At 48.0% G+C, this 23,344-nt stretch carries 27 protein-coding genes; 24 read left to right on the plus strand and 3 right to left on the minus strand.

The genetic code is table 11. The features are described from left to right. Positions 1-4: 4 nt before the first annotated feature. Both GVY43_RS01655 and GVY43_RS01660 read left to right on the plus strand, forming a co-directional pair. Positions 5-277 (plus strand): hypothetical protein, encoded by a 273-nt coding sequence (locus GVY43_RS01655; RefSeq protein ID WP_074037351.1) that lies wholly within the window; start codon positions 5-7, stop codon positions 275-277. Positions 278-424: 147 nt separating this feature from the next. Next, complete coding sequence (locus GVY43_RS01660) at positions 425-916, plus strand: cysteine hydrolase family protein (RefSeq protein WP_159562045.1); 492 nt, start codon at positions 425-427, stop codon at positions 914-916. A gap of 45 nt (positions 917-961) precedes the next feature. On the opposite strand, the gene GVY43_RS01665 is transcribed toward GVY43_RS01660, so the two are convergent. Together GVY43_RS01665 and GVY43_RS01670 are read right to left on the minus strand one after the other, a co-directional pair. Beyond that, on the minus strand, positions 962-1,324 hold the full coding sequence (locus GVY43_RS01665; RefSeq protein WP_015881291.1) for a YugN family protein: 363 nt from the start codon (positions 1,322-1,324) through the stop codon (positions 962-964). A 104-nt stretch (positions 1,325-1,428) separates the two neighbouring features. Next, on the minus strand, positions 1,429-2,163 hold the full coding sequence (locus GVY43_RS01670; protein ID WP_236548910.1) for a RimK family alpha-L-glutamate ligase: 735 nt from the start codon (positions 2,161-2,163) through the stop codon (positions 1,429-1,431). A gap of 153 nt (positions 2,164-2,316) precedes the next feature. Between GVY43_RS01670 and GVY43_RS01675 the strand changes: the two genes are divergently transcribed. From GVY43_RS01675 to GVY43_RS01695, 5 genes are read left to right on the plus strand one after another with little or no spacing between them, the layout of a single operon-like run. After that, positions 2,317-2,766, plus strand: coding sequence for a YlbF family regulator (locus GVY43_RS01675; protein ID WP_015881293.1), 450 nt, complete (start codon positions 2,317-2,319; stop codon positions 2,764-2,766). After that, positions 2,750-3,004 carry a YlbG family protein gene (locus GVY43_RS01680; protein ID WP_143406649.1) on the plus strand — a complete coding sequence of 85 codons (255 nt, stop codon included), beginning with the start codon at positions 2,750-2,752 and terminating at the stop codon, positions 3,002-3,004. The genes GVY43_RS01675 and GVY43_RS01680 overlap by 17 nt, the downstream gene beginning before the upstream one ends. Before the next feature lie 52 nt (positions 3,005-3,056). After that, positions 3,057-3,620 (plus strand): 16S rRNA (guanine(966)-N(2))-methyltransferase RsmD, encoded by a 564-nt coding sequence (gene rsmD, locus GVY43_RS01685; protein ID WP_074037347.1) that lies wholly within the window; start codon positions 3,057-3,059, stop codon positions 3,618-3,620. Positions 3,621-3,624: 4 nt separating this feature from the next. Next, the gene (gene coaD / locus GVY43_RS01690) at positions 3,625-4,119 is read left to right on the plus strand and encodes a pantetheine-phosphate adenylyltransferase (protein WP_015881296.1); all 495 of its coding nucleotides are present in this window, start codon (positions 3,625-3,627) and stop codon (positions 4,117-4,119) included. Further along, positions 4,116-5,108, plus strand: a complete 993-nt coding sequence (locus GVY43_RS01695) for a SepM family pheromone-processing serine protease (protein WP_159562046.1) — start codon at positions 4,116-4,118, stop codon at positions 5,106-5,108. The genes coaD and GVY43_RS01695 overlap by 4 nt, the downstream gene beginning before the upstream one ends. On the opposite strand, the gene GVY43_RS01700 is transcribed toward GVY43_RS01695, so the two are convergent. Further along, a complete protein-coding gene (locus GVY43_RS01700; RefSeq protein WP_159562047.1) occupies positions 5,087-6,217 on the minus strand; it encodes a nucleotidyltransferase family protein in 1,131 nt (376 codons plus the stop codon). The two genes, GVY43_RS01695 and GVY43_RS01700, sit on opposite strands and share 22 nt — an antisense overlap. Before the next feature lie 156 nt (positions 6,218-6,373). On the opposite strand from GVY43_RS01700, the gene GVY43_RS01705 reads away from it, so the two are divergent. The 17 genes from GVY43_RS01705 to GVY43_RS01785 all read left to right on the plus strand — a co-directional run bounded on the left by GVY43_RS01705 (position 6,374) and on the right by GVY43_RS01785 (position 23,334). Further along, the gene (locus tag GVY43_RS01705; RefSeq protein ID WP_015881299.1) at positions 6,374-6,901 is read left to right on the plus strand and encodes a DUF177 domain-containing protein; all 528 of its coding nucleotides are present in this window, start codon (positions 6,374-6,376) and stop codon (positions 6,899-6,901) included. A 22-nt stretch (positions 6,902-6,923) separates the two neighbouring features. After that, positions 6,924-7,097, plus strand: a complete 174-nt coding sequence (rpmF, locus tag GVY43_RS01710; protein WP_015881300.1) for a 50S ribosomal protein L32 — start codon at positions 6,924-6,926, stop codon at positions 7,095-7,097. Positions 7,098-7,216: 119 nt separating this feature from the next. After that, the gene (locus GVY43_RS01715; protein WP_236548911.1) at positions 7,217-8,056 is read left to right on the plus strand and encodes a 2-dehydropantoate 2-reductase; all 840 of its coding nucleotides are present in this window, start codon (positions 7,217-7,219) and stop codon (positions 8,054-8,056) included. Then, positions 8,050-8,409 carry a DUF3397 domain-containing protein gene (locus GVY43_RS01720; RefSeq protein WP_015881302.1) on the plus strand — a complete coding sequence of 120 codons (360 nt, stop codon included), beginning with the start codon at positions 8,050-8,052 and terminating at the stop codon, positions 8,407-8,409. Before GVY43_RS01715 ends, GVY43_RS01720 begins: the two co-directional genes overlap by 7 nt. 24 nt (positions 8,410-8,433) lie before the next feature. Next, positions 8,434-9,990, plus strand: coding sequence for a bacillithiol biosynthesis cysteine-adding enzyme BshC (gene bshC, locus GVY43_RS01725; protein WP_159562049.1), 1,557 nt, complete (start codon positions 8,434-8,436; stop codon positions 9,988-9,990). A gap of 159 nt (positions 9,991-10,149) precedes the next feature. After that, entirely contained in the window at positions 10,150-11,082 is a 933-nt protein-coding gene (gene rsmH, locus GVY43_RS01730) for a 16S rRNA (cytosine(1402)-N(4))-methyltransferase RsmH (RefSeq protein WP_159562050.1), read from the plus strand. A gap of 24 nt (positions 11,083-11,106) precedes the next feature. Further along, on the plus strand, positions 11,107-11,469 hold the full coding sequence (gene ftsL, locus GVY43_RS01735) for a cell division protein FtsL (RefSeq protein ID WP_015881305.1): 363 nt from the start codon (positions 11,107-11,109) through the stop codon (positions 11,467-11,469). After that, positions 11,469-13,616, plus strand: a complete 2,148-nt coding sequence (locus tag GVY43_RS01740; protein WP_159562051.1) for a penicillin-binding protein — start codon at positions 11,469-11,471, stop codon at positions 13,614-13,616. The genes ftsL and GVY43_RS01740 overlap by 1 nt, the downstream gene beginning before the upstream one ends. 57 nt (positions 13,617-13,673) lie before the next feature. Then, positions 13,674-14,978, plus strand: coding sequence for a UDP-N-acetylmuramoyl-tripeptide--D-alanyl-D-alanine ligase (murF, locus tag GVY43_RS01745; RefSeq protein WP_159562052.1), 1,305 nt, complete (start codon positions 13,674-13,676; stop codon positions 14,976-14,978). 21 nt (positions 14,979-14,999) lie between these two features. Then, entirely contained in the window at positions 15,000-15,959 is a 960-nt protein-coding gene (gene mraY, locus GVY43_RS01750) for a phospho-N-acetylmuramoyl-pentapeptide-transferase (protein ID WP_074037332.1), read from the plus strand. A 13-nt stretch (positions 15,960-15,972) separates the two neighbouring features. Then, entirely contained in the window at positions 15,973-17,310 is a 1,338-nt protein-coding gene (murD, locus tag GVY43_RS01755; RefSeq protein ID WP_159562053.1) for a UDP-N-acetylmuramoyl-L-alanine--D-glutamate ligase, read from the plus strand. Beyond that, on the plus strand, positions 17,307-18,383 hold the full coding sequence (gene murG / locus GVY43_RS01760; RefSeq protein WP_159562054.1) for an undecaprenyldiphospho-muramoylpentapeptide beta-N-acetylglucosaminyltransferase: 1,077 nt from the start codon (positions 17,307-17,309) through the stop codon (positions 18,381-18,383). The genes murD and murG overlap by 4 nt, the downstream gene beginning before the upstream one ends. A 14-nt stretch (positions 18,384-18,397) precedes the next feature. Next, positions 18,398-19,168, plus strand: coding sequence for a cell division protein FtsQ/DivIB (locus GVY43_RS01765; RefSeq protein WP_159562055.1), 771 nt, complete (start codon positions 18,398-18,400; stop codon positions 19,166-19,168). 227 nt (positions 19,169-19,395) lie between these two features. Then, positions 19,396-20,682: a cell division protein FtsA gene (gene ftsA, locus GVY43_RS01770; RefSeq protein ID WP_159562056.1), complete on the plus strand. Its 1,287-nt coding sequence runs from the start codon at positions 19,396-19,398 to the stop codon at positions 20,680-20,682. Between the two features lie 46 nt (positions 20,683-20,728). Continuing rightward, positions 20,729-21,871, plus strand: coding sequence for a cell division protein FtsZ (ftsZ, locus tag GVY43_RS01775; protein WP_015881313.1), 1,143 nt, complete (start codon positions 20,729-20,731; stop codon positions 21,869-21,871). Positions 21,872-21,922: 51 nt separating this feature from the next. Then, positions 21,923-22,684: a peptidoglycan editing factor PgeF gene (gene pgeF / locus GVY43_RS01780; RefSeq protein WP_159562057.1), complete on the plus strand. Its 762-nt coding sequence runs from the start codon at positions 21,923-21,925 to the stop codon at positions 22,682-22,684. Further along, positions 22,681-23,334, plus strand: coding sequence for a YggS family pyridoxal phosphate-dependent enzyme (locus GVY43_RS01785; protein WP_159562058.1), 654 nt, complete (start codon positions 22,681-22,683; stop codon positions 23,332-23,334). Before pgeF ends, GVY43_RS01785 begins: the two co-directional genes overlap by 4 nt. The last annotated feature ends 10 nt before the right edge of the window (positions 23,335-23,344 follow it).

Here is a 23,344-nt window from a genome sequence, read left to right on the forward strand (position 1 = left end):
CACCATGAACGATACGATGGCTGTGATTGGGAATGACTATTCATACGGAGACGTGACGATTGCGGAACGGGCGATTGAAGATTTGATCGCGTGTAGCGCGATCGAATTCGGCTTGAAAGAAGTGAAAGTCGTCTCTCGCTCGAAAGACCACTATGATTATCAAATCATTGCACCATTAACACTCGTCGAGGCAGAGCGATTGTACCGCTATGTTCGAGACCAATTCGATTTATTGCTCGGTCAAGTCGATGTGACATTGACCGTCATTGCGGCATGATATAAGGGAGGACCCGTAGAGGGCCTCCTTTTTTATATGCTCGACGCTACGTTTCTTATGACTATATCTTCCAGAAGTGAACTTTGCTATACTAAATAGCGGAGTCGAACTAATGTTCGTTTTTTTAGAAATGGAGGAGGACAAAGTATGCAGAACCAAGCCTTAGTCGTTATTGACATTCAAAATGACATCACGAAAAATTACAAAGCAATCATCGACAACATCAATAAAGCGATTGATTGGGCGGTCGAAAAGAAGTTACATATCGTCTATATCCGTCATGAGAATTTATCAGCAGGGACGAGAACGTTCAAAACAGGAACGCGAGGAGCGGAATTAGCACCAGATTTGAAGCTCGCGTCCGACCACGTGTTCACAAAGTACAAGGGCAACGCCTTGACGAGCGAAGCGTTTGTGACGTTCATTGCCAAGCATCACATCGATACGTTTTATATCACTGGGGCTGATGCGACCGCCTGTGTGAAGTCGACTTGCTACAATCTGCGGAAATCTGACTATGCGGTTAGCGTCTTGTCGGATTGCATTACGAGCTACGATTTGAAAAAACTAGAAGATATGATTATGTATTATAAGAGTAAAGGTTGCGTGATCATCGAATCAAAAGACTTGTCGGCGTAAGTTGCCTAACAACGTTTAACTCGCCCATAAGAAAAACCCCTTCGCTTATGCAAGGGGTTTGACTTCTAATGTTTCTGCGAGTGCTTTTAGACGGCGCTCACAGTCGCGGACGATTTCTTCTGGGAAGACTTCATCGTATTCAACACCGTGTGGATAATAATGCTTTCCTAAAATCGGTGTAAGCATTTTGACAACAGCGTGACGATCTTCGATTTGACCTTCGATCGCGTATACAGGTAAGCGAAGATAGAATGTTTCGCCAGTCGATTGTTTCTCATATTTCATGTCATACGTGGCACGCTCGTAATCCCAAGCACCTTCACGGATGAAATGATGATGATCCATGATCGTCTCGAGCAAACCAAAACGGATTTCTTTTCCCTCGATGTGGAACTGCTCAAATTTCATCATAATCCCCCTTTTCGAATAAACCTCATATGTCATCATACCATATTCAAAAACGTTCTTGGAATAACGTGTGTTCAAATTGTGAAAAAAAGATGAACGATTAATCAGCCGAGTGAATTTAAGTATTCCTCGATTTTTTGAGGGAGTTTCACGCCAAGAGGTAGCAGTCCTTCTGATCCGAAAAAGACGTTGAATTCCAAAATGTAAAATCCTTCTTCCGTCACGATAACGTCAAACGCTGCGTGATTGATAGATAACGTGTTGGCAATCGATTGAACTTCTTTGATGACGTCTTCCGGGATGTCTTCGTACGAGAAGTTAGCCCCTTGAGCGACATTGTTTAAAAAAGCCTCGCTGACACGCCAATAGGCACCGACTACCTCTTCTCCAATCACGATGATGCGTAAGTCGCGATCATTCGGGATGAACTCTTGGACATAGAACGTATCATGATTCTCGACGTATTCTAACCAGTCTTGGTCATTTTTGATTAACCATACCCCTTGACCCATTGAGGATTTGGCTTTTTTGGCGACGAACGGGTAGTGGAACTCTTCCAACACGCGTTCAATCGTGTATGGGTTCTTTCCATAAATCAATGTCTTCGGAATCCGGTGCGGATATGTCGCTTTAAAGGCGCGCGTCATCTCGATCTTGTCGTGCCCGAGGTGATAAGTCGCAGGTGATGGGAAGATTGCTTTATTCATCCCGTAGATGATGGAATTGACCATCCAATACTCAGGGAACAGGACGAGGTCGGCAGCGCGAACCTTATCGAGCTGATCGAAATAATATTCGGGTTTCGCATAATCCGTCTTGATCCCGGCCGATCGGATCATATTAAAAGAAACTTTTTTCATACGTAGACGCATAGGTTGCGTCTGTTCACTTCCTTTCTACATGGAACGCCTTGCGGTCAACTTCAATTATAGTGTGGATTGCTTACATAGGGAAACAATTGTGGTAAAATCATGGCAGAAAGGGTGAGGGGTATGATAATCACTGAACAGACGATTGCCCTGCTCGATCAAACAGAAGAATTGACCGATTTGATTGAAGCAAGCGAATCGTTTCAAACATATATTCAAACGAAAGCGGCACGTCTCGCATCACAAGAAGCAAAGGAAATCGAGCGTGAGTTCTTGAAGATGAAAGAGGACTATGAGTATGTCCAGCGATTCGGAAAGCATCATCCGGACCACGACCGCATCAAAAAAGAGATGCACCTCATCAAACGTCGTCTAGATGTTCAGCCGGAAATCGCTGCGTTCAAAAAAGCAGAACGAAGCTTGGATAAGTTGTTAGGGGAAGTGAGTGAACTATTGGCTCATTCAGTCTCTCCTAAAATCAAGGTCCCGACCGGTAATCCATTCTTTGATGAAGGTGGATGTTCTGGTGGAGGTAGCTGCGGAGGAGGCGGAAGTTGTGGATGCGCCGTCTAAGTTGAATGAACGGATTGGCTTCGTCGTATACGTGAATTCCTTAAAACAAGTGAAAGCGTTAAGACGTTATGCGAATCTTTACTTTGTCTCAAAACGAGAAAAGTATGCGTTTCTTTATACTGACCTCGAAGGTCATGAAGCCGTACTCGAACAAGTGAAAGCATTGCCGTTTGTGGAAGCGGTCGTTCGAAGCGAACGCCCATTCATTTCCGAAACGTACGAGACAAAATCGAAATAAACAAAAAGATGAAGGTGGCATCACCTTCATCTTTTCTGCTGGAGGGAAAGACATGCGTGTCATATCTGGAGAACGAAAAGGGACCCGTTTAAAAGCGGTCCCAGGAACGGCGACACGGCCGACGACCGATAAAGTGAAGGAATCGTTATTCAACATTATCGGACCTTATTTTTCAGGCGGGAAAGCACTAGACCTTTACGCGGGCAGCGGTGGGCTCGGAATCGAGGCGTTATCAAGAGGTTGTGACGAAGCTATTTTTGTCGATCGTCAACCGAAAGCCGTCCAAACGATTCAAGAGAACTTGCGAGCGACCCATTATGAAGTAAAAGGGAGAGTATATCGTCAAGACGCCAAGGCGGTACTCGAACAACTCAAGGTTCAACAGGAACAATTCAAGCTCATCTTTATGGATCCTCCTTATCATGCGGAAGAACACGTGGCGTTCTTACAGCTGATCGATGAATCAGATTTGTTGATCGATATCGGCGTAGTCGTCTGTGAACACGGTAGTGACGTGACATTACCGGAGCGGGTGGGACGATTTGAACGAATTAAAGAACAGCGATACTCAGATGTCATCACCATCAGTTTCTATGAGTACGCATCGGAGGAGTGACACGATGAAACGGATTGCGATTTGTCCGGGTAGCTTTGACCCAATCACAAACGGACATCTAGATATTATTGAACGAGCGGCGGCCATTTTTGACGAAGTCATCGTGGCTGTCCTTGAAAATTCAAGCAAAGCCCCATTATTTGATGTGGAGGAAAGACTTGGACTGATTCGAGATGTGACGACACATCTGCCAAACGTGTCGGCTGACGCGTTCGGGGGATTGCTTGTCGAGTATGCCGCAGAGAGGGAAGCGGCGACGATCGTCCGTGGGCTCCGTGCAGTCTCAGATTTCGAATACGAGCTTCAAATCGCATCAATTAACAAAAAGTTGAATGAGAACGTCGAGACGTTGTTCATGATGACGAATAGTCAATATTCGTTCCTCAGCTCGTCGATTGTCAAAGAAGTGGCGAAATATGGTGCATCGGTCAGTGAACTCGTACCGGAACAGGTTGAAATTGCCTTGCGTAAAAAGTATCAAGTGAGTTCGGGACAATGAAATCGTTAAAAATCGGTCTCGGTCTACTCGTTACAGTGCTTCTCTTCCTGTTCGTCCCACTTCCTTACTATATCTCTTCACCCGGAGCGGCGACCTCAATTGAAGAGTTCCTGACCGTCCAAGGTGGCGAAAAAGAGGATGGGGAACTGATGATGGTGACAATCTCCCAACGCCGTGCGACTCCGTTTTGGTTAGTTGAAAGTTGGGTGACCCCGTTCACAGAAGCGAATTTATCCAGTCGCTATTTATACGATGGGGAGAGTGAGGCAGACTATGAACGTCGCCAACAATTATTGATGGACTCTTCTCAACAAGCAGCAATCCAATACGCCTATCAATTAGCAGATCAAGACGTGACGGTTGATTTCGAGGGAATTTATGTATCTGCTCCGATTCCTGGGTCCCTTGCGGCCAATGTGTTGAAGCCGGGTGATGTCATCACGGCCATCGATGGGATGTCCTTTGCCACTCGCGTCGACTTTTTGAATCGCGTTTCGGAATTTGATGCGGGCGATGAAGTGGAGTTGACGATTGAACGAGACGGCGAAGAACGTGTCGTGCAAACGCTCATTCAGCCGATCGATCAAAGTGGGGATCGTGTCGGGATTGGAATCTATGAGCCGCTTCCCGTTCAAGAAATCACGGCTGATCCTGAAGTCGATGTTGCTTTGACGAATGTCGGTGGTCCGTCTGCAGGATTGATGTTCACACTAGAAATCTATGATCAATTGACGCCAGGTGACTTGGCAAATGGAAAACGGATTGCCGGAACCGGAACGGTCGATGAGGAAGGGAATGTCGGACCTATCGGAGGTGCATGGCAGAAAATTGTCGCCGCCGACGAGGAAAGAGCGGAAGTCTTCTTTGTGCCGGCCGGTTCAAATTATGAAGAGGCGCTGGAATCACGAGACCGCCTAAACAGTAACATTGAAGTCGTCCCTGTAAAGACGGTCGAGGATGCGATTCGTTATTTAGAAGAGATGAACTGAGGGCGTTGCCGGTGCTCGATCAATGTATCATCTTGAAGCGGGAGACGATATGCTTCGGTGACACGAGCTTCAAAATCGAGCCGGGCATCGAACTTACTGACGAGTGGCACGTCTTCCTTCACATCTCGTAACGCATGTCGTCCGAGATCGTTGAAGGCGAGCGGTCTCACGTAAGGGACTTCATCAAAGCGTGTCGGTGCCTCGACTTTTAACCAGTGAAGCAGTACGGCGACGAACGCCCGCTGAATGGCGGTACGCGTGTAGCGACGTGTCGACACGACAGCAAGTGCACGTTCGAATGAAGGCTCGACTCCCGCCTGCTTAAGACGAGGTGCGAGAGAAGCATCAATTCCAACGAGCTCCGTCAACGTGTGGAGTGGCAAGGTTCTCAGTTTGAATTGTAAGACGGGCCAATAGTGTTCCCAATGTGTCATCGGTTGTGTCCGAAACATCGCTTCAGTTGATGCCGGAACGGCACGAACTTCACCGGTGTCTAGGTAATGAGCCCGAATACCCGTTGCCGACATGACGTCCATTAATGAAGGATCATGATAATCAGCCCCGAGCCGTTTGACTGTATGTAACTGAATCGTCTTTGCTGCTTTGGCGTAATGATAGCCCAAAATGTTGTTTGGTCGCGTCAAATCAAATGAGGGATAAACGGTCCGGAAAGCTCGACTCGAAGCTTGAGCGGACGAGTGTCCTTCATGTAATGCTTCTTGAAGCGCTTCTTTGTAACGTGACGTCTCTTCGACATGTGAACGGGCTGCATGGAGGATTGCATCTATATCCCCGCTCTCACTCCCGAATGATAGCGTCTGGCAACGGAGCTGTTCAGCAATCGAGACGGAGGCTTTAGCGAAACGGTCGGCGCGTTGGACCCCGTATTGGGTCGGTAGCTCGATGACAAGATCGATCGCACCGCTCTCGACGGCAGCCTTAGCCCGTTTCCACTTGTCGAACGAGGCGGGTTCGCCGCGTTGAGTGAACTGGGCACTCATGATGGCAATCATGACATCAGCTCCGGTTTCGTGACGTGCAGTTTGCGCTTGATAATAGTGCCCGTTGTGAAACGGGTTGTACTCTGCAATAATGGCCGTCTTTTGCATGATTTACTCCTTTGCATTGTCGTATGGATTGGTGTAAGATGAGTAAGTACGCTTTGGCAAAGCGCCGTCGTCAACTGATTTTAGTGTAAAGAAAAAACATTGACAAAACAAGTTGGCCTATCTATAATTCATATTGTTGCAATTGAGGTGATTCGGATGAAATGGTCTATTGCACAGCTACTTAAGCTCCGAAACCAGGGTGACGGTTTTACAATCGATGAGATGGTAGAACTACCAGAGCTGACTCAGCTCCATCCGGATATCCGTTCGATTCGCCCGGTGCATGTGCACGGGGATGCATCGTTCACATCTAATCAAGTTACATTCAATCTGAAGATTCAAGGTGACCTGACGTTGCCAGATGCGCGAACGTTAGAAGATGTCACTTATGAATTCGATATTGAATCGCTCGAGCCTTTCTTTTTGGAGAATGGGCGTTATACGGAGCAATTCGATGACGTGAATTTGCCAGAAGGAAATACAATCAGTCTTGTACCGATTGTAAAAGAGCTCATCATGTTAGACGTCCCGATGCAAGTTTATGGGAACGAAACAGACAAAACTCAGGTTGAAGGAGAAGGCTGGACGCTCACTGACGAACAGCCCGAAGCCCAACCAAAAATTGACCCGCGTTTCGCGGGACTAGCCGACTTGTTCTCGAAAAAAGAGAACGAGGAAGGTTAACTTATCAAGGAGGTGGACAACGATGGCAGTACCATTCCGTAGAACGTCGAAAACTCGCAAACGTCTTCGTCGTACTCACTTCAAACTCAACGTACCTGGTATGAACGAGTGCCCGAACTGTGGCGAAATGAAACTTTCACACCGTGTTTGCAAATCTTGCGGACATTACAACGGTAAAGAAGTAACAAGCAAATAATGCTTGAAGGAGTGACCTGTTCTCAGGTTACTCCTTTTTTGTTTGTCATTTTTGGGTCATGGTGAAAAGATGTGGTAAACTTTTTGTGCGAAAATAGTTCGAATAGGAGGAGGGCCATGATGAACTCCATCAAACGAATTGGTATCATCGGAAACGGAGCGGTCGGATTATTGTTGGCATCTGTGCTCGCAGACGATTACGACGTGACGCTCTACGGAAGGATCGGGTCATCTGATCCACTTTTCATCACACGTATCGGTGTGACGGAAGGGACGGCACGTGTGTCGTTACGGTCAAGTCAGACGCTTCAGGAAACGGACGAGGATCTTTTTTTTGTCACGACGAAAGCCCATCAAGTCGAGGAAGCGACGGTCCGACTCTCGGGTAAGGTGCCCGTCTTTATTTGTTCGAATGGGATTGCCCATCTGGAATATGCGAAACGTCGAGGGTTTCATTTAGGTGTCGTCGAGCATGGGGTGACGAAGCGTGGTCATGAGGTTGAGCATCGTGGACTCGGACGGATTCGAATTGGAAGTACGTCGGGGCTCCATCCTCTATCATTTCAAGAGAGCCCACTTCACATCGTGTGGGAAGAAGATATTGAACAAGTCGTCATTGAAAAATTGTTTGCTAATGCCATCATCAATCCCATCACGGCATTATGCCGGGTCCCGAATGGAGCCCTCGCCGGCTCACCATATCGTGAAATCGCACAATCGATTTACGATGAGTTGGTGCCTTTGTTTGCGCAGCAAGTCTCATTTTCCTACATCGAGACGATTATCGAACGTACCGCACAGAATCGCTCCTCGATGTTGCGCGATCTTGAAGAAGGTCGGCCGACAGAGGTGGATGCGATTTTGAAACCGGTGATTGAGAAAGCCGAACAGATGCAGATTTCTCTCACTGTCATTCCGCTATTACATAAACTGATTCTAGGAGCGAGCGCATCGTGTTAGTGTATATCGTTTCATTTCCACTCATCTTATGGTTTATGGTGTATATGATACTTAGAAAAATTATGCCGAAATCAATCAACTCATTCAAACTCGCATGCGATGCCGGGGTCATCCTTTGGTTTTACGCTTGCAGTATTTTACTTGAGGCCATCGTCGGGACGGATATGTTGCTATTATTGCTCGCAGCCTGCTGTGCGATTTTCCCGATCAACGCGATTTGGCAGCGGATTCGTTATGAGGAAGTGTTGTTCACGAAGATGTTCGTCCATGGTTGGCGGTTACTCTTCTTGCTACTTGTTCCGACCCACGCCATTTTATTCGCAATCGGTGTAGCCCAAGGCATGATTCGTTGATTGATTGAAAGGAAGTTGTTATACGTGAAGGTAGAAGCATTTGATGCTCTATATGCATCCACATCACCGATGATTCAAATCGATCATGAATATGGTCGCTGGCTTGATTATCGAGGGATGGATGAAATCGAAAAACGTGCCGAGGAGGTCTCAGGGCGCACCTATGAGCATCTGTCGGAGCTCGTCGAGATAATAAAGGGACAACAAGAACAGTTCGGGGAACTTTCGGAAGAGTTGGAAGCGAATCTGGAGTTACTCGCTCAGCGAAAAGCGTACGTGATGGTGACGGGGCAACAGGTCGGCGTATATGGAGGACCTTTGTTTGCCGTATACAAACTGTTAGCGGTCATCAAACGGGCGAAACAGGCTGAAGCGAAATTAGGGCAGCCGGTCCTTCCTGTCTTCTGGATGGCGACGGAAGATCATGACTTTGCTGAAATCAACCATGTCTTCACGACACAGGCGTTTTCGAGAACGTTGAAAAAAGATGCCTTGTCATCGTTACCGCTTGCAGGAAAAGCATCGATAGGGGACTTAGAGTTCGAACGGGTAAAGCTCGAACTTGTTCAAATGGCGCAACGTCTTCTACTGAACGAAACAGAGACACCGTATACTTCACATTTGTATCATGAGCTGATTGACCTCATTCAAGTGAGTCGTTCGTTCGCTCACTTTTTCGGTGGAATGATGCGGCGATTCGTCGGATCTGACTTTTTATTGTTTGACCCGCACGCGAAAGACGTACGGGCTCTCGAACGACCGATGTTCCGAAGTCTCATCGAGCATCATGACAAGCTCCATGAAGCGCTCGGTCATGCGTATGAAGAAGGGATGCCATCGGTCGACTTGAACAGAGACGCGGCCCATCTGTTTTATCACGATGGGACACGAGAGCTGCTCACGAAGGTCGATGGGGTGTTCACGACAAAGCGAGGACATCGCTTCACTGAAGACGAACTGCTCACAGAGATAGAGGCGCATCCGGAACGTTTCTCAAATAACGTGGTCTCCCGTCCGCTCATGCAGGATTTCCTGTTCCCGACTGTTGGGTATGTGGCAGGTCCCGGTGAAATTGCCTACTGGCTCCAGCTTCGACCGCTCTTCCACGAGATGAGATGGAAGATGCCGCTTCTCTTGCCACGACTTGGTGGGTTGATCGTGTCAAGAAATGATGAGAAGAAGCTTCGTCAAGAAAGCGTGACATTGGAGCAGTATATGAAGCGACCGCTCCCGGATCATGCATTTGACGATGAAGCGTTTGAAGAAAAGCTATATGCGTATCGGACGCTCACAGAGGCCGTCAGTCATGAGGCAGGGAAACAAGGAAGACGATTTGAGGCGAAGTCGAGACATGTGCTCGAGCGATTGGCGGATGAGATGCGTGCTGAATCGAAGCGAGAACAATATCGCTTGAATGCACGAAGGATTCATCTGTCGACCCGGCTGTTCCCGATGGATGCCCCTCAAGAGCGCATCATCTCGATGGTTCCGATATTAAATCGTCACGGACTAGACGTGTTTAAACGATTGAGACAGGTTTATGAACAATCTGATACGGAGCGATGTTTGTTCTATGTATAATCTTTTTTTTGAGAGCTCTTGACATTTGTCGAGAGCTTTTTTTCGTTGTTACCTTTTTGTTTCCTCTTTTCACTAAAAACCTGTACGGACCTTGACATTTTTATGATAAAGTAAGTGTAATAAAACAGTTGAAATATGTAGGTTGAGAGGGTTTTTTGAATGTTTGAGCATGAAACGGTTTTAAAAATGGAGTCCATTGAGGGATTGAACATCAAACCAGATGGGGTATATGTCGATTGTACGTTAGGTGGAGCGGGTCATAGTGAAGAAATCGCAAAGCGTCTAACGACGGGTCAACTATATGCGTTCGACCAAGATGACGTCGCGCTCGCACATGCGAAAGAGCGATTGGCTCCTTATGAAGGCCGTGTGACGTTTATAAAGAGCAATTTCGTTCACTTGAAGGAAGAACTCGCCCAACGTGGTGTGACAAAAGTGGACGGTGTACTATTCGACCTAGGCGTTTCTTCGCCACAGCTAGATGAGGCGGACCGCGGGTTCAGTTACAACTATGACGCACCGCTCGATATGAGAATGGACCGGTCACGGGACTTTTCAGCCTATCATGTTGTGAACGAATGGTCGTTCGGAGAACTTGCTCGTATTTTCTTTACATACGGGGAGGAAAAGTTTTCAAAGCAAATCGCACGAAAGATTGAGCAAGCCCGTGCCGATAAACCGATTGAGACGACATTCGAGCTTGTCGACTTGATTAAAGAAGCGATTCCTGCACCAGCTAGACGAAAAGGCGGACACCCGGCGAAGCGGACGTTCCAAGCGATTCGAATCGCCGTCAATGACGAGTTGAACGTTTTCGACCGCGCCGTTCAAGATGCGATTGATTTACTTGCATTGAATGGACGCATCTGTGTCATCACGTTCCATTCGTTAGAAGACCGCATTTGTAAACAAGTGTTCAAAGAGCGAAGCCAGCATCCACCATTACCACCGGGGTTGCCGGTCATTCCGAAAGAATTTGAACCGGAACTCAAACTCATCACGCGTAAGCCAATCGTGGCGAGTGAGGGAGAACTTGAAGATAACCGTCGTTCACGCTCTGCTAAGTTGAGAGTGGCCGAAAAACAAAAATAACCGAGAGTGTAGGAGGGATACCTGATGCCAGAAGCTGCCCGTAAGGCGTTGCAGCCTCAAGTAACACCGAATCGAAATCCGATTCCGCAAGAACGACCAATACCTGCTCCAAAACGACGCACGTTGACCTTGTTTGAATCGATCCTGTATCCAGTGATGATTGGTTCAGTGGTCATGTTCGGTGGCATCACGGTGTCGAAGCACAATGAAGCGTATAATATTATGCGTGATACAGCAGCCGTCAATCAGCAGGTCGACGGGGTTGCAAAAGAAAACGAAGAACTAAAGTATGAAATCGCCCAATTAAGCTCGCCCGAAAGAATTTATGCGATTGCCGAGAAGCTCGGAATGAAATTCAATGAAAAGAATGTCAAGGTGATTGATTGATGAATTCTTTAAAACAGAGTAAAAAAAGAGTGGCGTGGGTAGCGATTGTCTGCTTCACCCCGCTCTTTTTATTTTTTGTCGGATGGTTCCTTTATTTATCCGTCACCCATACGTACAAAGGGGAGAACATGCTCGCATTCGCGGAAGAGCAACGGTGGAAAGCGGTCAGTACGTTAGAAGCGGAACGGGGTGAGGTGTATGATCGCTTCGGTCAACCGATTGCCATCAACATTCCATCATACCGGCTCGTTGCCGTTTTGAAACTCGGTGGTGAGCGGGTCAAAGGGAAGACGCTTATGCCTGATGAGTTCGCCGAAGCGGCGAAGCAATTGTCGACCGTGCTGCCTATGACAGAAGCCGATTTATTGAAACGGCTTGAACAAAATGCCGACCTTGGACAGATCGAGTTCGGTGTTCCCGGTCGTGACTTGACCGTAGAACAAAAAGAAGAGATCGAAGCATTCGACCTAAACGGCATCACGTTTGTCGAGGAACCGAAGCGCTATTACCCGAACAAAGTATTTGCTTCCTCGGTAATCGGATATGCCCAGAAAATTGACCAGAACGGTCGTATCGAACTCGTCGGTGAATTAGGGATTGAAAAGTCTCTGAATGATATTTTAAGTGAATCGTACGGTCTGTATCGATTTGAGAAAGATTTGGCAGGTCGTGAACTCATATCGAGTGACGAGCAGTTGAAGATTGAACCGGAAGACGGGGCGGACGTCCAATTGACAATCGACCACAGAATCCAACAGTTGCTCGAAACGAAGATGAATGAGTTGTATGAGTTGTATGAGCCGAAACATGCGACGGCCATCATCATGGACCCGAAAACGGGAGAGATCATCGCACTATCGGACCGACCATCGTTTGATCCGAACACACGCGAGATTTCTTCGTACAGTAACTTCTCTGTTTCGTCTCGATTCGAACCTGGATCGACGATGAAGATCTTTACGCTCGCGGCAGCCATCAACGAAGGCGTGTACAATCCGAATGAGCTGTATGAATCCGGTTCATACAAATATGGCAAGACGGTCTTCAATGATTACAACATTACGGGATGGGGTACCATTCCTATGGTAGAAGGCGTCTGGCATTCGTCGAACGTCGCATTCTCGATTTTAGCGAACGAACGACTTGGTCTCAGTCGATATGAAGATTACTTTAAAGCTTTCAAGTTTGATCAGCGGACAGGAATCGATTTGCCTGGAGAGGTCAATAGTCAATTCGATTTCGAAAGTCCGATGAACGTCTTGATTACGGCATGGGGACAATCGACAGCGGTGACACCGATGCAAATTTTGCAAGCGACATCGGCCATCGCAACGGATGGGACGATGAAGCAACCGCACCTCATCAAGAAAATCGTCAACAGCGAGACCGGCGAAACCATTCGGACGACCAATCCGAAAGAAGTCGGTCAACCGATCACGGCGGAGACAGCCAAAAAGACACGTGAAGCGCTCGACGGTGTCGTCAATAGCGATGTGGGAACCGGGCAACTGTATGCGTTAGACAACTATCGTGTCGTCGGAAAGACCGGTACCGCTCAAATCGCCGAGAACGGAAAATATTTGAGTGGACAGTATATTCACTCGTTCGTCGGGATGGCTCCGGAAGACGATCCGGAACTTGTCATGTATATCGCGGTGGACAGACCGAACAGTGACTCGTCTACGACCGGACCACGAATCATGGCGCCACTTTTCAAAGACGTGATGGATGTCGCATTACGTTACCGGAGTGTCGAGCCTGAAAAACAAGAAAAAGCAGTCGAAGCCTCGACGAAGACAACGTCTTCGTATATCGGTCAAAACCGTGAAGAGGCAGTGAACGCATCGACGGAGAATTCCTTCAATCCGATCGTGTTAGGTGATGGAGACGAAGTGATTGCGCAGAGTCCTGTGAAAGGACAATCTTATGTCGTCGGTGAACGATTGTTGCTAAAAACGAGCGAGTCGTTTACGATGCCTACATTAAAAGGTTGGTCGTTGCGTGACGTAAAACGTTTAGCGACCCTTTATCAATTAAATTTAGAAATCGACGGTACCGGATTTGTCACATCGCAATCGATTGGCAAAGGGAAACCGGTCAAAACAGGTGCCTCCTTGAAAGTGAAATTGGAGACACCGTCGAATTAACGCACGAGATGAAGAGGGCTGCGGCTCTCTTTTCCTATGTAAGAGGAGGAAGTTTGTATGGAACAACTGACAGTTCAAAAATTGGCATCATGGTTTGGCATGGATCTAAATGACGAACGTCTCGTCGAACGGGTCGCCACAGATTCAAGAGATGCAAACGAGGCGGGTCTCTTCGTCCCAATCGTTGGGGCGCGAGTCGACGGTCATGATTACATCGAGGCGGCCGTTGAAAAAGGTGCGATTGTCACGTTCTGGGAAGAAGGTCGTCCTCAACCAGACAACCTGGTTGTCATCCCTGTGAAATCGACGATTGAGGCATTGCAAACGGCAGCGGCGCGATATTTAGAAGAAATCAATCCGCTCGTCGTCGCCATTACAGGCTCGAATGGGAAGACGTCGACAAAAGACATGGTCGCTGTCGTGCTCGAGGAGAAGTTCAAGACGCATAAGACGGCCGGTAACTTCAACTCGGACGTCGGCTTGCCACTTACCGTTCTCAGAATGCCACGGGATACGGAAGTAGCCGTCCTAGAGATGGGAATGAACGGATTCGGTCAAATCGAGACGCTGTCAAAACTCGCCAAGCCTGATGTGGCGTTTGTGACGAATATCGGGGAGTCCCACGGTGAACAAGTCGGCGGACGGACAGGTATCGCCAAGGCGAAACTTGAGATCAAGGCCGGTCTCAAAGCAGACGGTCGCTTGATCGTCGATGCGGATGAGCCACTTCTTTCCGGTCAAGGCTATCGCGTCGGATACGATGAAACGGCGGATGGGAAAATTGAAGTGATCGAAACGACATTTGACGCATCAATCTTTAAATACAACGGTGACTTGTATGAACTAAAGGTGCTCGGTGCCCATCAGATTCGAAACGCAGCCTATGCAATCGCGTGTGGACTTGCGTTCGGTCTCGATCATGCGATGATTCAACGTGGCCTAGACCGAATCAAGTTGACATCGATGCGGATGGAAAAACAGATGTTCGGCGAAGCTCACCTCATTAACGATGCCTACAACGCAAGTCCGACGTCGATGATTGCAGCGATTGAGACGGTCAAGTCGCTTGAAGGATTCTCGAAGCGTGTGCTCGTCCTTGGAGATATGTACGAGTTAGGAATGGATGAACAACTGCAACACGAACAAGTCGGTGGCGCGGTGACATCTCCCGTGACCGATTGTATTCTCGTCGGAGACAAGGCAAAATGGATCGCGGATGGGATTCAAGATTCACGAGTGAACGTTAAAATGGTCCCGACGGTTGAGGAAGCGAAGGCGCTCCTTCATCATTATCAACGACCGGATACTGTGGTATTGTTAAAGGCATCTCGAGGACTGGCGCTTGAGCGTCTTGTTCAATAAATAGAGTAGTGAGGTAGCAACATGTTAATTAGTTTAATCGTATTAATCAGTTCATTATTAAGTGTCTTGATTGTGATGCCGCGAGCCATCCCAGCATTGCGTCAATTAAAGTTCGGACAAGAGATTCGTGATGAAGGTCCAGGTTGGCACCAGAAGAAGTCAGGTACACCGACGATGGGTGGGATCGTCATCCTGCTCGCCATCCTTGTCGGATTCATCGTATCCGTCATTTTTGGCGAAGCGGTCGCTGGATTCGGGTCTCTTCTATTCGTTACGATGGCATTCGGTGTCATCGGTTTCTTAGATGACTACATCAAAGTCGTCAACAAACGAAACCTCGGATTGACGTCCCTTCAGAAGTTGATTGGTCAAATCGTGGTATCGGTATTGTTTGCATGGTTCTTGTCACTCGGGGGAGACCTCGATACATCGATCTCGATTCCATTCACGTCGATTTCGTTCGATACAGGATGGTTCTATATCGCCATCGTCATCTTCTGGCTCGTCGGATTCTCAAACGCCGTCAACTTGACAGATGGATTAGACGGACTCGTCTCCTTCTCGGCCATCCCGACGTTCACATTCTTTGGGATTTACGCCCTTACACAAGATGAACTTGGGATTGCTTGGTTCGCGTTTGCGGTCGTCGGTGCCTTGATCGGGTTCCTAGTCTTCAATAAGTATCCGGCTAAAATCTTCATGGGTGACACCGGTTCGCTCGCACTAGGCGGAGCCGTCGCTGGACTCGCTTTGATGTTGAAGCTCGAATTGCTTCTCGTCTTTGTCGGAATCATTTTCGTCATCGAGACGTTGAGCGTCATCTTGCAAGTCATCTCGTTTAAAACGACGGGGAAACGACTCTTCAAGATGAGTCCGATCCATCACCACTTCGAAATGGTCGGGTGGTCAGAATGGCGCATCGTACTCACGTTCGGAGGCATCAGTTTAATTACAGCAGGTTTATCATTACTACTCATGTAAAAGGGTGAGACAGATGGAAAAGCAATGGCACGGTAAAAAAGTTCTTGTCCTCGGTGCTGCGAAGAGCGGCATTGCAGCGGCGACATATCTGCATCATGCAGGAGCAGATGTGACGATCAATACGGGGAATATCCCTCCGGAAGACGAACAGGAAAAAATTCAGGCGCTTGGGATTCAATCGGTATTTAACGAACATCCCCTCGCTCTGTTGAATGAGACAGAGTTGATTGTCAAAAATCCAGGCATCCCGTATCAGATTCCATTGCTTCAAGAAGCGATGTCTCGAAACATCCCAATCTATACCGAAGTGGAACTTGCTTATTTGGCAACGGAGGCGGAAATTGTTGCCATCACCGGCTCAAATGGGAAAACGACGACCACGACACTCGTCTATGAATTGCTCAAAGGTGGGGAACGTCCGGTGCATCTTGCGGGAAACATCGGATTCCCGGCGATTGAAGTGGCATCTCAGGCGAAGATGGGCGATTTGATTGTGATTGAATTGTCGAGTTTTCAATTGATGGGGATTGAGTCATTCCATCCCCGCTCGGCGGCACTACTCAATCTATCGGAAGCCCATCTGGACTATCATGGGGATTTTGATGCGTATGCGGATGCAAAAGGAAACCTGTTCCGTCAAATGACGAATGCAGACCAAATCGTCGTGAAAGTGACGGATCCGGAAGTGATGAAACGCGTCCCGGGAGAGATTGAACCAACTACGTTCAGCTTTGACCGAGGTGACGCTTCTGTCGTCGATGGATGGGTCACAGTTCGTGGTGAAAAAATCATGCAAGTAAATGAGTTGGCACTAGGTGGGGCGCACAACGTGGAAAATGTATTGGCTGCACTACTCTTAGTGGAACCATTTGCTATTCCACGTACGCATATCGAACGTGTGTTACGAAACTTCGGTGGCGTCGCGCATCGGACCGAGAGTCTCGGTGATGTGCTCGGACGTGCTGTTTACAATGATTCGAAAGCGACGAACAACGTAGCAGCGGAAGCGGCGTTACGGGGGTTTGACGCCCCAATCGTTTGGCTTTGTGGTGGTCTCGAACGCGGTGCGGACTTATCTTCGCTCGCCTCTGCTCTCTCAAAAGTAAAAACTGTCGTCGCGTATGGTGAGACGGCTGAACGATTTAAAGAGCTCGGCGAGTCTCAACAGATTCCTTCTTTCACGGTCGAGACGTTGGCAGACGCCGTTCCGCTCGCGTTTGAGAAATCCGAGACGGGAGACGTCATCTTACTCTCACCCGCCTGTGCTAGCTGGGATCAATTTAAAACGTTTGAAGAACGAGGCGAGCAGTTCGTTCAACTCGTCCGTTCATATGAGGAGGCGAACCGATGAAAATCATGATTTCTGGTGGTGGTACCGGTGGTCATATTTATCCGGCACTCGCATTGATTGAAACGCTACAAAAACGTCACCCGGATTTACAGGTACAATACATTGGAACGGAGAATGGATTAGAAGCCGATCTCGTACCGCGAGCCGGTGTCCCGTTCAAGTCGATTCAAATCGCAGGTCTGAAGCGTTCGCTTTCACTCGAGAATCTGAAGACCGCCTACTGGTTTTTGAAAGCCGTTCGGGCATTGAAGAAAGACATGGCAGCGTTTAAACCGGACGTCGTGATTGGCACGGGTGGTTTCGTATCCGGTCCCGTCGTTTATACGGCACAACAGCTTCGGATCCCCACGATTCTGCATGAACAAAACAGTATCCCGGGATTAACAAACAAATTCTTATCGAAGAAAGCCGATCGGGTCGCCCTCTCGTTCAAAGGATCGGATGTCCATTTTCCGGGCGCGAACGTTCGCTTGATTGGAAACCCGCGTGGTAGCGAAGTATTGCAGACGGAAGTCGATGAGGCGTCTATCCGCGAACAGTATCGTTTAGATGACCGTCCGATTGTCTTGGTTTATGGTGGAAGCCGCGGAGCCGAGGCCATCAACCGAGCGGTCGTGGAAGCAATCCCAGCGCTCTCAGAATTGCCGATCAACGTCCTTTACGTCACAGGGAAAGTGCATTTCGATGCGGTGTCGAAACAGGCACCATCCTCTGACAATGTACACATTCATCCGTACGTGTACGATATGCCATCTCTACTCGCTTGTACGTCACTCGTCATCTCACGAGCTGGCGCTTCAACGATTTCAGAATTGACCGCACTTGGCTTACCGAGCATTTTGGTCCCAAGTCCGTACGTGACAGCTGACCATCAAACGAAAAATGCTTCGGCCCTCGTCGAGAACGGGGCGGCCCTCCTTGTCAAAGAAGAAGCGTTGACGGGTGTTTCGCTCGTAGAGACGATTCGTCAAGCACTCGAACAGCGTGAAGAGATGGCGAACGCATCGCGTGCGCTCGGTTTCCCGAACGCGTCAGATGCATTGGCCGACCTGGTAGAAGAAGTCATTCAATAAAGGAGTAGAACCCGATGGAACCAAGCCAACAAACGGTACGCAGTCTCGAAGACCGTATTCCATACATGAAAAAACAACGGCGTAAAAAAGCGAACCGTCGGATGTTCTCTGTACTCTCACTGTTTGGAATTCTCATCTTACTCGTGGTCTACATGCAGACTTCGATGTCGAACGTGAAAGAAGTGAAGGTATCGGGTCTATACTGGTTAGAAGAAACGTACGTGTTTCAGGATATGGAGCTCGATTCATCGACGAAGTTTGTCAGTCTTTCCCCAAACAAGATGAGTGAACAGATGGAAAAGTTGCCTGGTATCAAACGGGTAGAGATCGATCGTTCTTGGTATAACAAGGTTCATATCTCTGTGACAGAAGAGAAAATGATTGCTTATGCGAAAGCCGAAAAAGGAGATGTCGTCGTGTTAGCCGACGGTTCACTCCATCCGACCGGAGCCATCACCGATCCGCAAAAGCTAAAGGACGGACCGCTCTTGCGAGAGTTCAACACGGAAGCAGAACTTGAAAAGATTGCAAGTGAACTCGAACGGGTGGATGATGCGACTCGGGCTCGTATGTCAGAAGTGATTTTATCAAAACGAAAAGATGAGCCGACGCGATACGAGATTTTTATGAACGACGGCAATACGTTACTCACACCGACATTGAAGTTAAGTGAGACCGTATCGAAGTATGGAGAAATTTATGAAAACATCCCGAAAGGTGAGCGTGGGACCGTCGTCATGGATGGTGGGTTTTACTTTGTTCCATACGAGAAAACGAATGAATAATCAGTTATATTACAGTCCTTAGACACATAAGGGCTGTTTTTTTGTCGTTTGTAAACGAATTGATAACGCGAAACCGCTTAAATTGTAGGATTCTACCTTTTCTCACTATCTTATTTGTTGTAAACTTAGACGTGAGATATCTTGTCGAAACCAACAATTTTTTTGGATATCTGTATACGTGTCAGGCAATTGGAACAGGAAAATTATAGAGCGGAGGTGTTTCCCTTTTGGAAGCGAATGGTTATGTGGCCGCATTAGATATTGGAACGTCAGAGATTAAGCTCGTCGTCGGTGAATTGCTCGGCGGAACGCTTAATATTTTGGCAGAAGGGTGTGCACCGTCTGCGGGTGTAAAACGTGGCGCTGTCGTAGACATCGATAAAACAGTCCAAGCGATCAAACAGGCCGTTGAGCATGCTGAGACATCGCTAGGTGATCAAATTCGATCTGTATACGTTGCCATCGAAGGGGAGCATATCCAAATTGCCCCATGTCACGGAATTGCATCCGTGAAGCGGGAAGATCAAGAAATTACCGACGCAGACGTGATGGAAGTCATCAACTCGGCACAAGTAATGCGATTACCGGACGAGATGAGTGTCATCGATGTGATCCCATCTTCATTCACGGTGGATCAACAAACAGGTGTTGTCGATCCACGGGGTATGTTAGGCTATCGACTTGAGATGCATGGGAAAATGGTGACCGGGTCGAAGACCATTTTACATAGTATTCGTCGTTCGATTGAACGGGCTGGATTACAACTCGAAGGTTTTATTCTAGGAAACCTTGCACTCGGCATGAGTGCAGCTTCTGTAGATGAAATCGATTTAGGAATCGGGCTCGTCGATGTCGGACATGAAAAGACGACGGTTTCCGTATTTTATCGGGGAGACCTCGTCTACTCGTATATCCTCCCGGTCGGTGGAGATCATATGACAAGAGACTTGGTCTATAAACTCAATTGTAAATATCAAGACGCCAAAGTGGCGAAAGAAGAATATGGTCTCGCTCTTGAAGAAATGGCTGATGAGACAGAAGGTTTCTCCTACACGAACATCAATGGGGAAGTGGCGTTCGAACCACAGTCAGAAATTAGCTACGTTTTAGAAGCGAGAATAGAGGAAATGTTTACCCTAATGTTGAATAAGGTTCAAAAAGTAGGTGTTCCGATGCTGAATGGCGGATACTTACTTTGCGGTGGGGCAGCTGCTCTACCGGGTATTCAGGAGTTGGCGACTCGCATTATGGGCCAAAAGACGAGATTGTATCAACCGTCGTCGATTGGTGTCAGACATCCAAAATACGCGACAGCCGTCGGTGTATTGAAATATGTCTTGATGAGTGATCATCACGTTTCGAAATCTCAACTTGAAAAACCGGAAGTTCGCCGGGAAACACTTCACACGAAGCCGGAAGCGACCGATATTCATGTAGGAGAGAACGAATACGAGAGCGATCAAGAGTCGAAAAAAGGATTTAGTCGTTTGATGGAAAAATTATTTGGCGTTTAAGCTGACGATGTAATACAACTTGGAAAATACGTAGGGGGATACCTGAATGATGTACTTTGATGAGGCGATTGACGCCGTAGCAAAAATTAAAGTAATTGGAGTCGGTGGCGGCGGGTCAAACGCCGTTAACCGCATGATTGAACATGGGGTACAAGGAGTCGAGTTCATCGCAGTCAACACGGATGCACAAGCGTTGAACATGTCGAAAGCCGACGTGAAGCTTCAACTTGGTGCAAAATTGACACGCGGTCTCGGTGCAGGTGCGAACCCGGATATCGGTAAAAAGGCGGCTGAAGAAAGCCGTGAACAGTTGATTGAAGCACTTGACGGTGCAGATATGGTATTCGTCACAGCTGGAATGGGTGGCGGAACGGGAACAGGTGCTGCTCCGGTCATCGCCGAGATTTCAAAAGAAATCGGCGCACTCACGGTCGGTGTCGTGACAAAACCGTTCATGTTTGAAGGACGGAAACGTATGCAACACGCACAGCACGGTATTCAAGCGTTCAAAGAAAAAGTAGATACCCTCATTGTGATTCCGAACGATAAGCTTCTTGAAATCGTGGAACGCAACACACCGATGATCGAAGCGTTCCGTGAAGCGGATAACGTCCTTCGTCAAGGTGTACAGGGAATCACAGACTTGATCGCCATCCCGGGTCTCATTAACCTCGACTTCGCGGACGTGAAAACGATCATGACGGAGAAAGGGTCTGCCCTTATGGGTGTCGGTGTCGCGACAGGTGAAAACCGTGCCGTTGAAGCAGCGAAGAAAGCTATTTCGTCACCACTTCTCGAATCTTCAATCGAAGGAGCGAAAGGTGTCTTGATGAACATCACTGGTGGACTTAGCCTTAGCTTGTTTGAAGTGACGGAGGCGGCTCAAATCGTTCAAAGTGCGGCTGATGAAGAAGTGAACTTGATCTTCGGTTCGGTCATCAACGAAAACTTGAACGATGAAATCATCGTTACCGTGATCGCAACTGAATTCGCTGAAGAAGCACAAGGAACGAACCCGTTCCTTCAGCAGCCGAAAAAACAGCCTGAGGTTGAGAACAAGGAACCCCAACCAAAAGCAAATGAAGCGGCTCAACAAGACGAAGGGAACTTCCATCGCCCAGTGTATGGAGGAGACGTCCCAGACGAGACGATCAACATCCCTGCGTTTGTGAGACAACGCCGTAACTAAACAACTAGGGGTGCCGGTACTCGGCATCCCTTTTTCTAAAAGGAGAGACCGATGCAACTGCTACATACTTGGGAAACCGAAACAAACCGTTATCATGCTTACGCGACGACACGAACGGACGGACATAATGCTGGAAACGTCGGACTGCATGTGGGCGATGAAATTGACCGAGTCGTCGAAAATCGTCAACAGTTCTTTCAACAAGCCGGGCTCTCGTTAGAGGACTCCGTGTGGGCGGATCAAGTACATGGTACGACTGTCCAAGTCGTCGATTCGTCGGACAAAGGTAAGGGGGCATTCCGATATGAAGAGGCGATTCCGAAAACAGATGGGCTTCTCACAACCGAAGACGCGTTACCGTTAGCCCTCGTCTTTGCTGATTGTGTACCGCTCTTCTTCTGTGCGAAAGATCATGGGGTCATCGGCATCGCTCATGCCGGGTGGAAGGGAACGGTCGGAAACATCGTTAAGACCATGATGCAGGCGTTTGCTGAGCAAGGAATCGAGGCGACCGATGTAGACATGCTCGTCGGTCCCTCCATCTCAGGAAGTGACTATGAGGTCGATGGTCGTGTTCTCCAGGCCGTCCGGGATGTTTCGCCGATTGCATATGAACGGTCAGTGCGAAACGAGTCGGGTGAGCACGCGCTCTTGTCCCTCCAAACCGTCAATGAAGTATTGGCAAAAGAACATGACACTGAGGTCATGCAATCGAATTTAACGACTGGCGCGGACAGCCCGTTTTTCTCCTATCGAGATGGAGAGACGAAACGTCGGTTTGCGGCAGTCATTGTCAAGGAGCGGAAATCGTGAGTATTTCAGATAATGTTAAAAAAGTTCAATCCATCATGGCATCACATGTTCAAGAAGTAGAACCGACACTCATCGCAGTCACGAAATCGGTCGGTGTCGATGTGGCGAATGCCCTTTATGAAGAAGGGATTCGTGATTTCGGAGAAAACCGTCCAGATTCTTTACTCGAGAAGGTTGAAGGGATGCCGAAGGATGCAAGATTTCATTTTATCGGTACGTTACAGACACGCAAAGTGAGACAAATCATTGATTACGTCGCGGCAATTCATTCGCTCGACCGCTTGTCTCTCGCAGCGGAGATTGACAAGCGCGCGAGCCGAACAATCGATTGTTTCGTTCAAGTGAACACGTCAGGAGAAGATTCAAAACATGGTCTCGAAATAGAGGAAGTCGTACCCTTCATCGAGAACTGTAAACAGTATCCTCATATTCGAATCATCGGGCTGATGACGATGGCACCATTCACTGAAGAAGAGTCAACACTTCGTGAAACGTTCCGCCGTCTCCGTCATCTACGTGATGAAGTGAAGGCAAATGCGTTTGAACACGCACCATGCACGGAGCTGTCGATGGGGATGTCAAACGATTATCCAATCGCGATTGAAGAAGGCGCATCGTTTGTTCGTATTGGTACCGTACTTGTGCAATAATATATCTTAA

Origin of the sequence: Exiguobacterium sp. 8H, from assembly GCF_902506255.1 — a bacterium.
Taxonomy (GTDB): domain Bacteria; phylum Bacillota; class Bacilli; order Exiguobacteriales; family Exiguobacteriaceae; genus Exiguobacterium; species Exiguobacterium profundum.

Bases quoted from the DNA above. Each gene is read 5' to 3' on its own strand.
- GVY43_RS01660 (WP_159562045.1), top strand. From the start codon at position 425: ATGCAGAACCAAGCCTTAGTCGTTATTGACATTCAAAATGACATCACG.
- GVY43_RS01670 (WP_236548910.1), bottom strand. From the start codon at position 2,163: ATGATCCGATCGGCCGGGATCAAGACGGATTATGCGAAACCCGAATAT.
- murD (WP_159562053.1), top strand. From the start codon at position 15,973: ATGGAAAAGCAATGGCACGGTAAAAAAGTTCTTGTCCTCGGTGCTGCG.
- GVY43_RS01665 (WP_015881291.1), bottom strand. From the start codon at position 1,324: ATGAAATTTGAGCAGTTCCACATCGAGGGAAAAGAAATCCGTTTTGGT.
- murG (WP_159562054.1), top strand. From the start codon at position 17,307: ATGAAAATCATGATTTCTGGTGGTGGTACCGGTGGTCATATTTATCCG.
- GVY43_RS01655 (WP_074037351.1), top strand. From the start codon at position 5: ATGAACGATACGATGGCTGTGATTGGGAATGACTATTCATACGGAGAC.
- GVY43_RS01700 (WP_159562047.1), bottom strand. From the start codon at position 6,217: ATGCAAAAGACGGCCATTATTGCAGAGTACAACCCGTTTCACAACGGG.
- mraY (WP_074037332.1), top strand. From the start codon at position 15,000: ATGTTAATTAGTTTAATCGTATTAATCAGTTCATTATTAAGTGTCTTG.
- murF (WP_159562052.1), top strand. From the start codon at position 13,674: ATGGAACAACTGACAGTTCAAAAATTGGCATCATGGTTTGGCATGGAT.
- rsmD (WP_074037347.1), top strand. From the start codon at position 3,057: ATGCGTGTCATATCTGGAGAACGAAAAGGGACCCGTTTAAAAGCGGTC.
- ftsL (WP_015881305.1), top strand. From the start codon at position 11,107: ATGCCAGAAGCTGCCCGTAAGGCGTTGCAGCCTCAAGTAACACCGAAT.
- pgeF (WP_159562057.1), top strand. From the start codon at position 21,923: ATGCAACTGCTACATACTTGGGAAACCGAAACAAACCGTTATCATGCT.
- GVY43_RS01695 (WP_159562046.1), top strand. From the start codon at position 4,116: ATGAAATCGTTAAAAATCGGTCTCGGTCTACTCGTTACAGTGCTTCTC.
- GVY43_RS01740 (WP_159562051.1), top strand. From the start codon at position 11,469: ATGAATTCTTTAAAACAGAGTAAAAAAAGAGTGGCGTGGGTAGCGATT.
- GVY43_RS01675 (WP_015881293.1), top strand. From the start codon at position 2,317: ATGATAATCACTGAACAGACGATTGCCCTGCTCGATCAAACAGAAGAA.
- rpmF (WP_015881300.1), top strand. From the start codon at position 6,924: ATGGCAGTACCATTCCGTAGAACGTCGAAAACTCGCAAACGTCTTCGT.
- GVY43_RS01705 (WP_015881299.1), top strand. From the start codon at position 6,374: ATGAAATGGTCTATTGCACAGCTACTTAAGCTCCGAAACCAGGGTGAC.
- ftsZ (WP_015881313.1), top strand. From the start codon at position 20,729: ATGATGTACTTTGATGAGGCGATTGACGCCGTAGCAAAAATTAAAGTA.
- GVY43_RS01765 (WP_159562055.1), top strand. From the start codon at position 18,398: ATGGAACCAAGCCAACAAACGGTACGCAGTCTCGAAGACCGTATTCCA.
- coaD (WP_015881296.1), top strand. From the start codon at position 3,625: ATGAAACGGATTGCGATTTGTCCGGGTAGCTTTGACCCAATCACAAAC.
- rsmH (WP_159562050.1), top strand. From the start codon at position 10,150: ATGTTTGAGCATGAAACGGTTTTAAAAATGGAGTCCATTGAGGGATTG.
- GVY43_RS01715 (WP_236548911.1), top strand. From the start codon at position 7,217: ATGAACTCCATCAAACGAATTGGTATCATCGGAAACGGAGCGGTCGGA.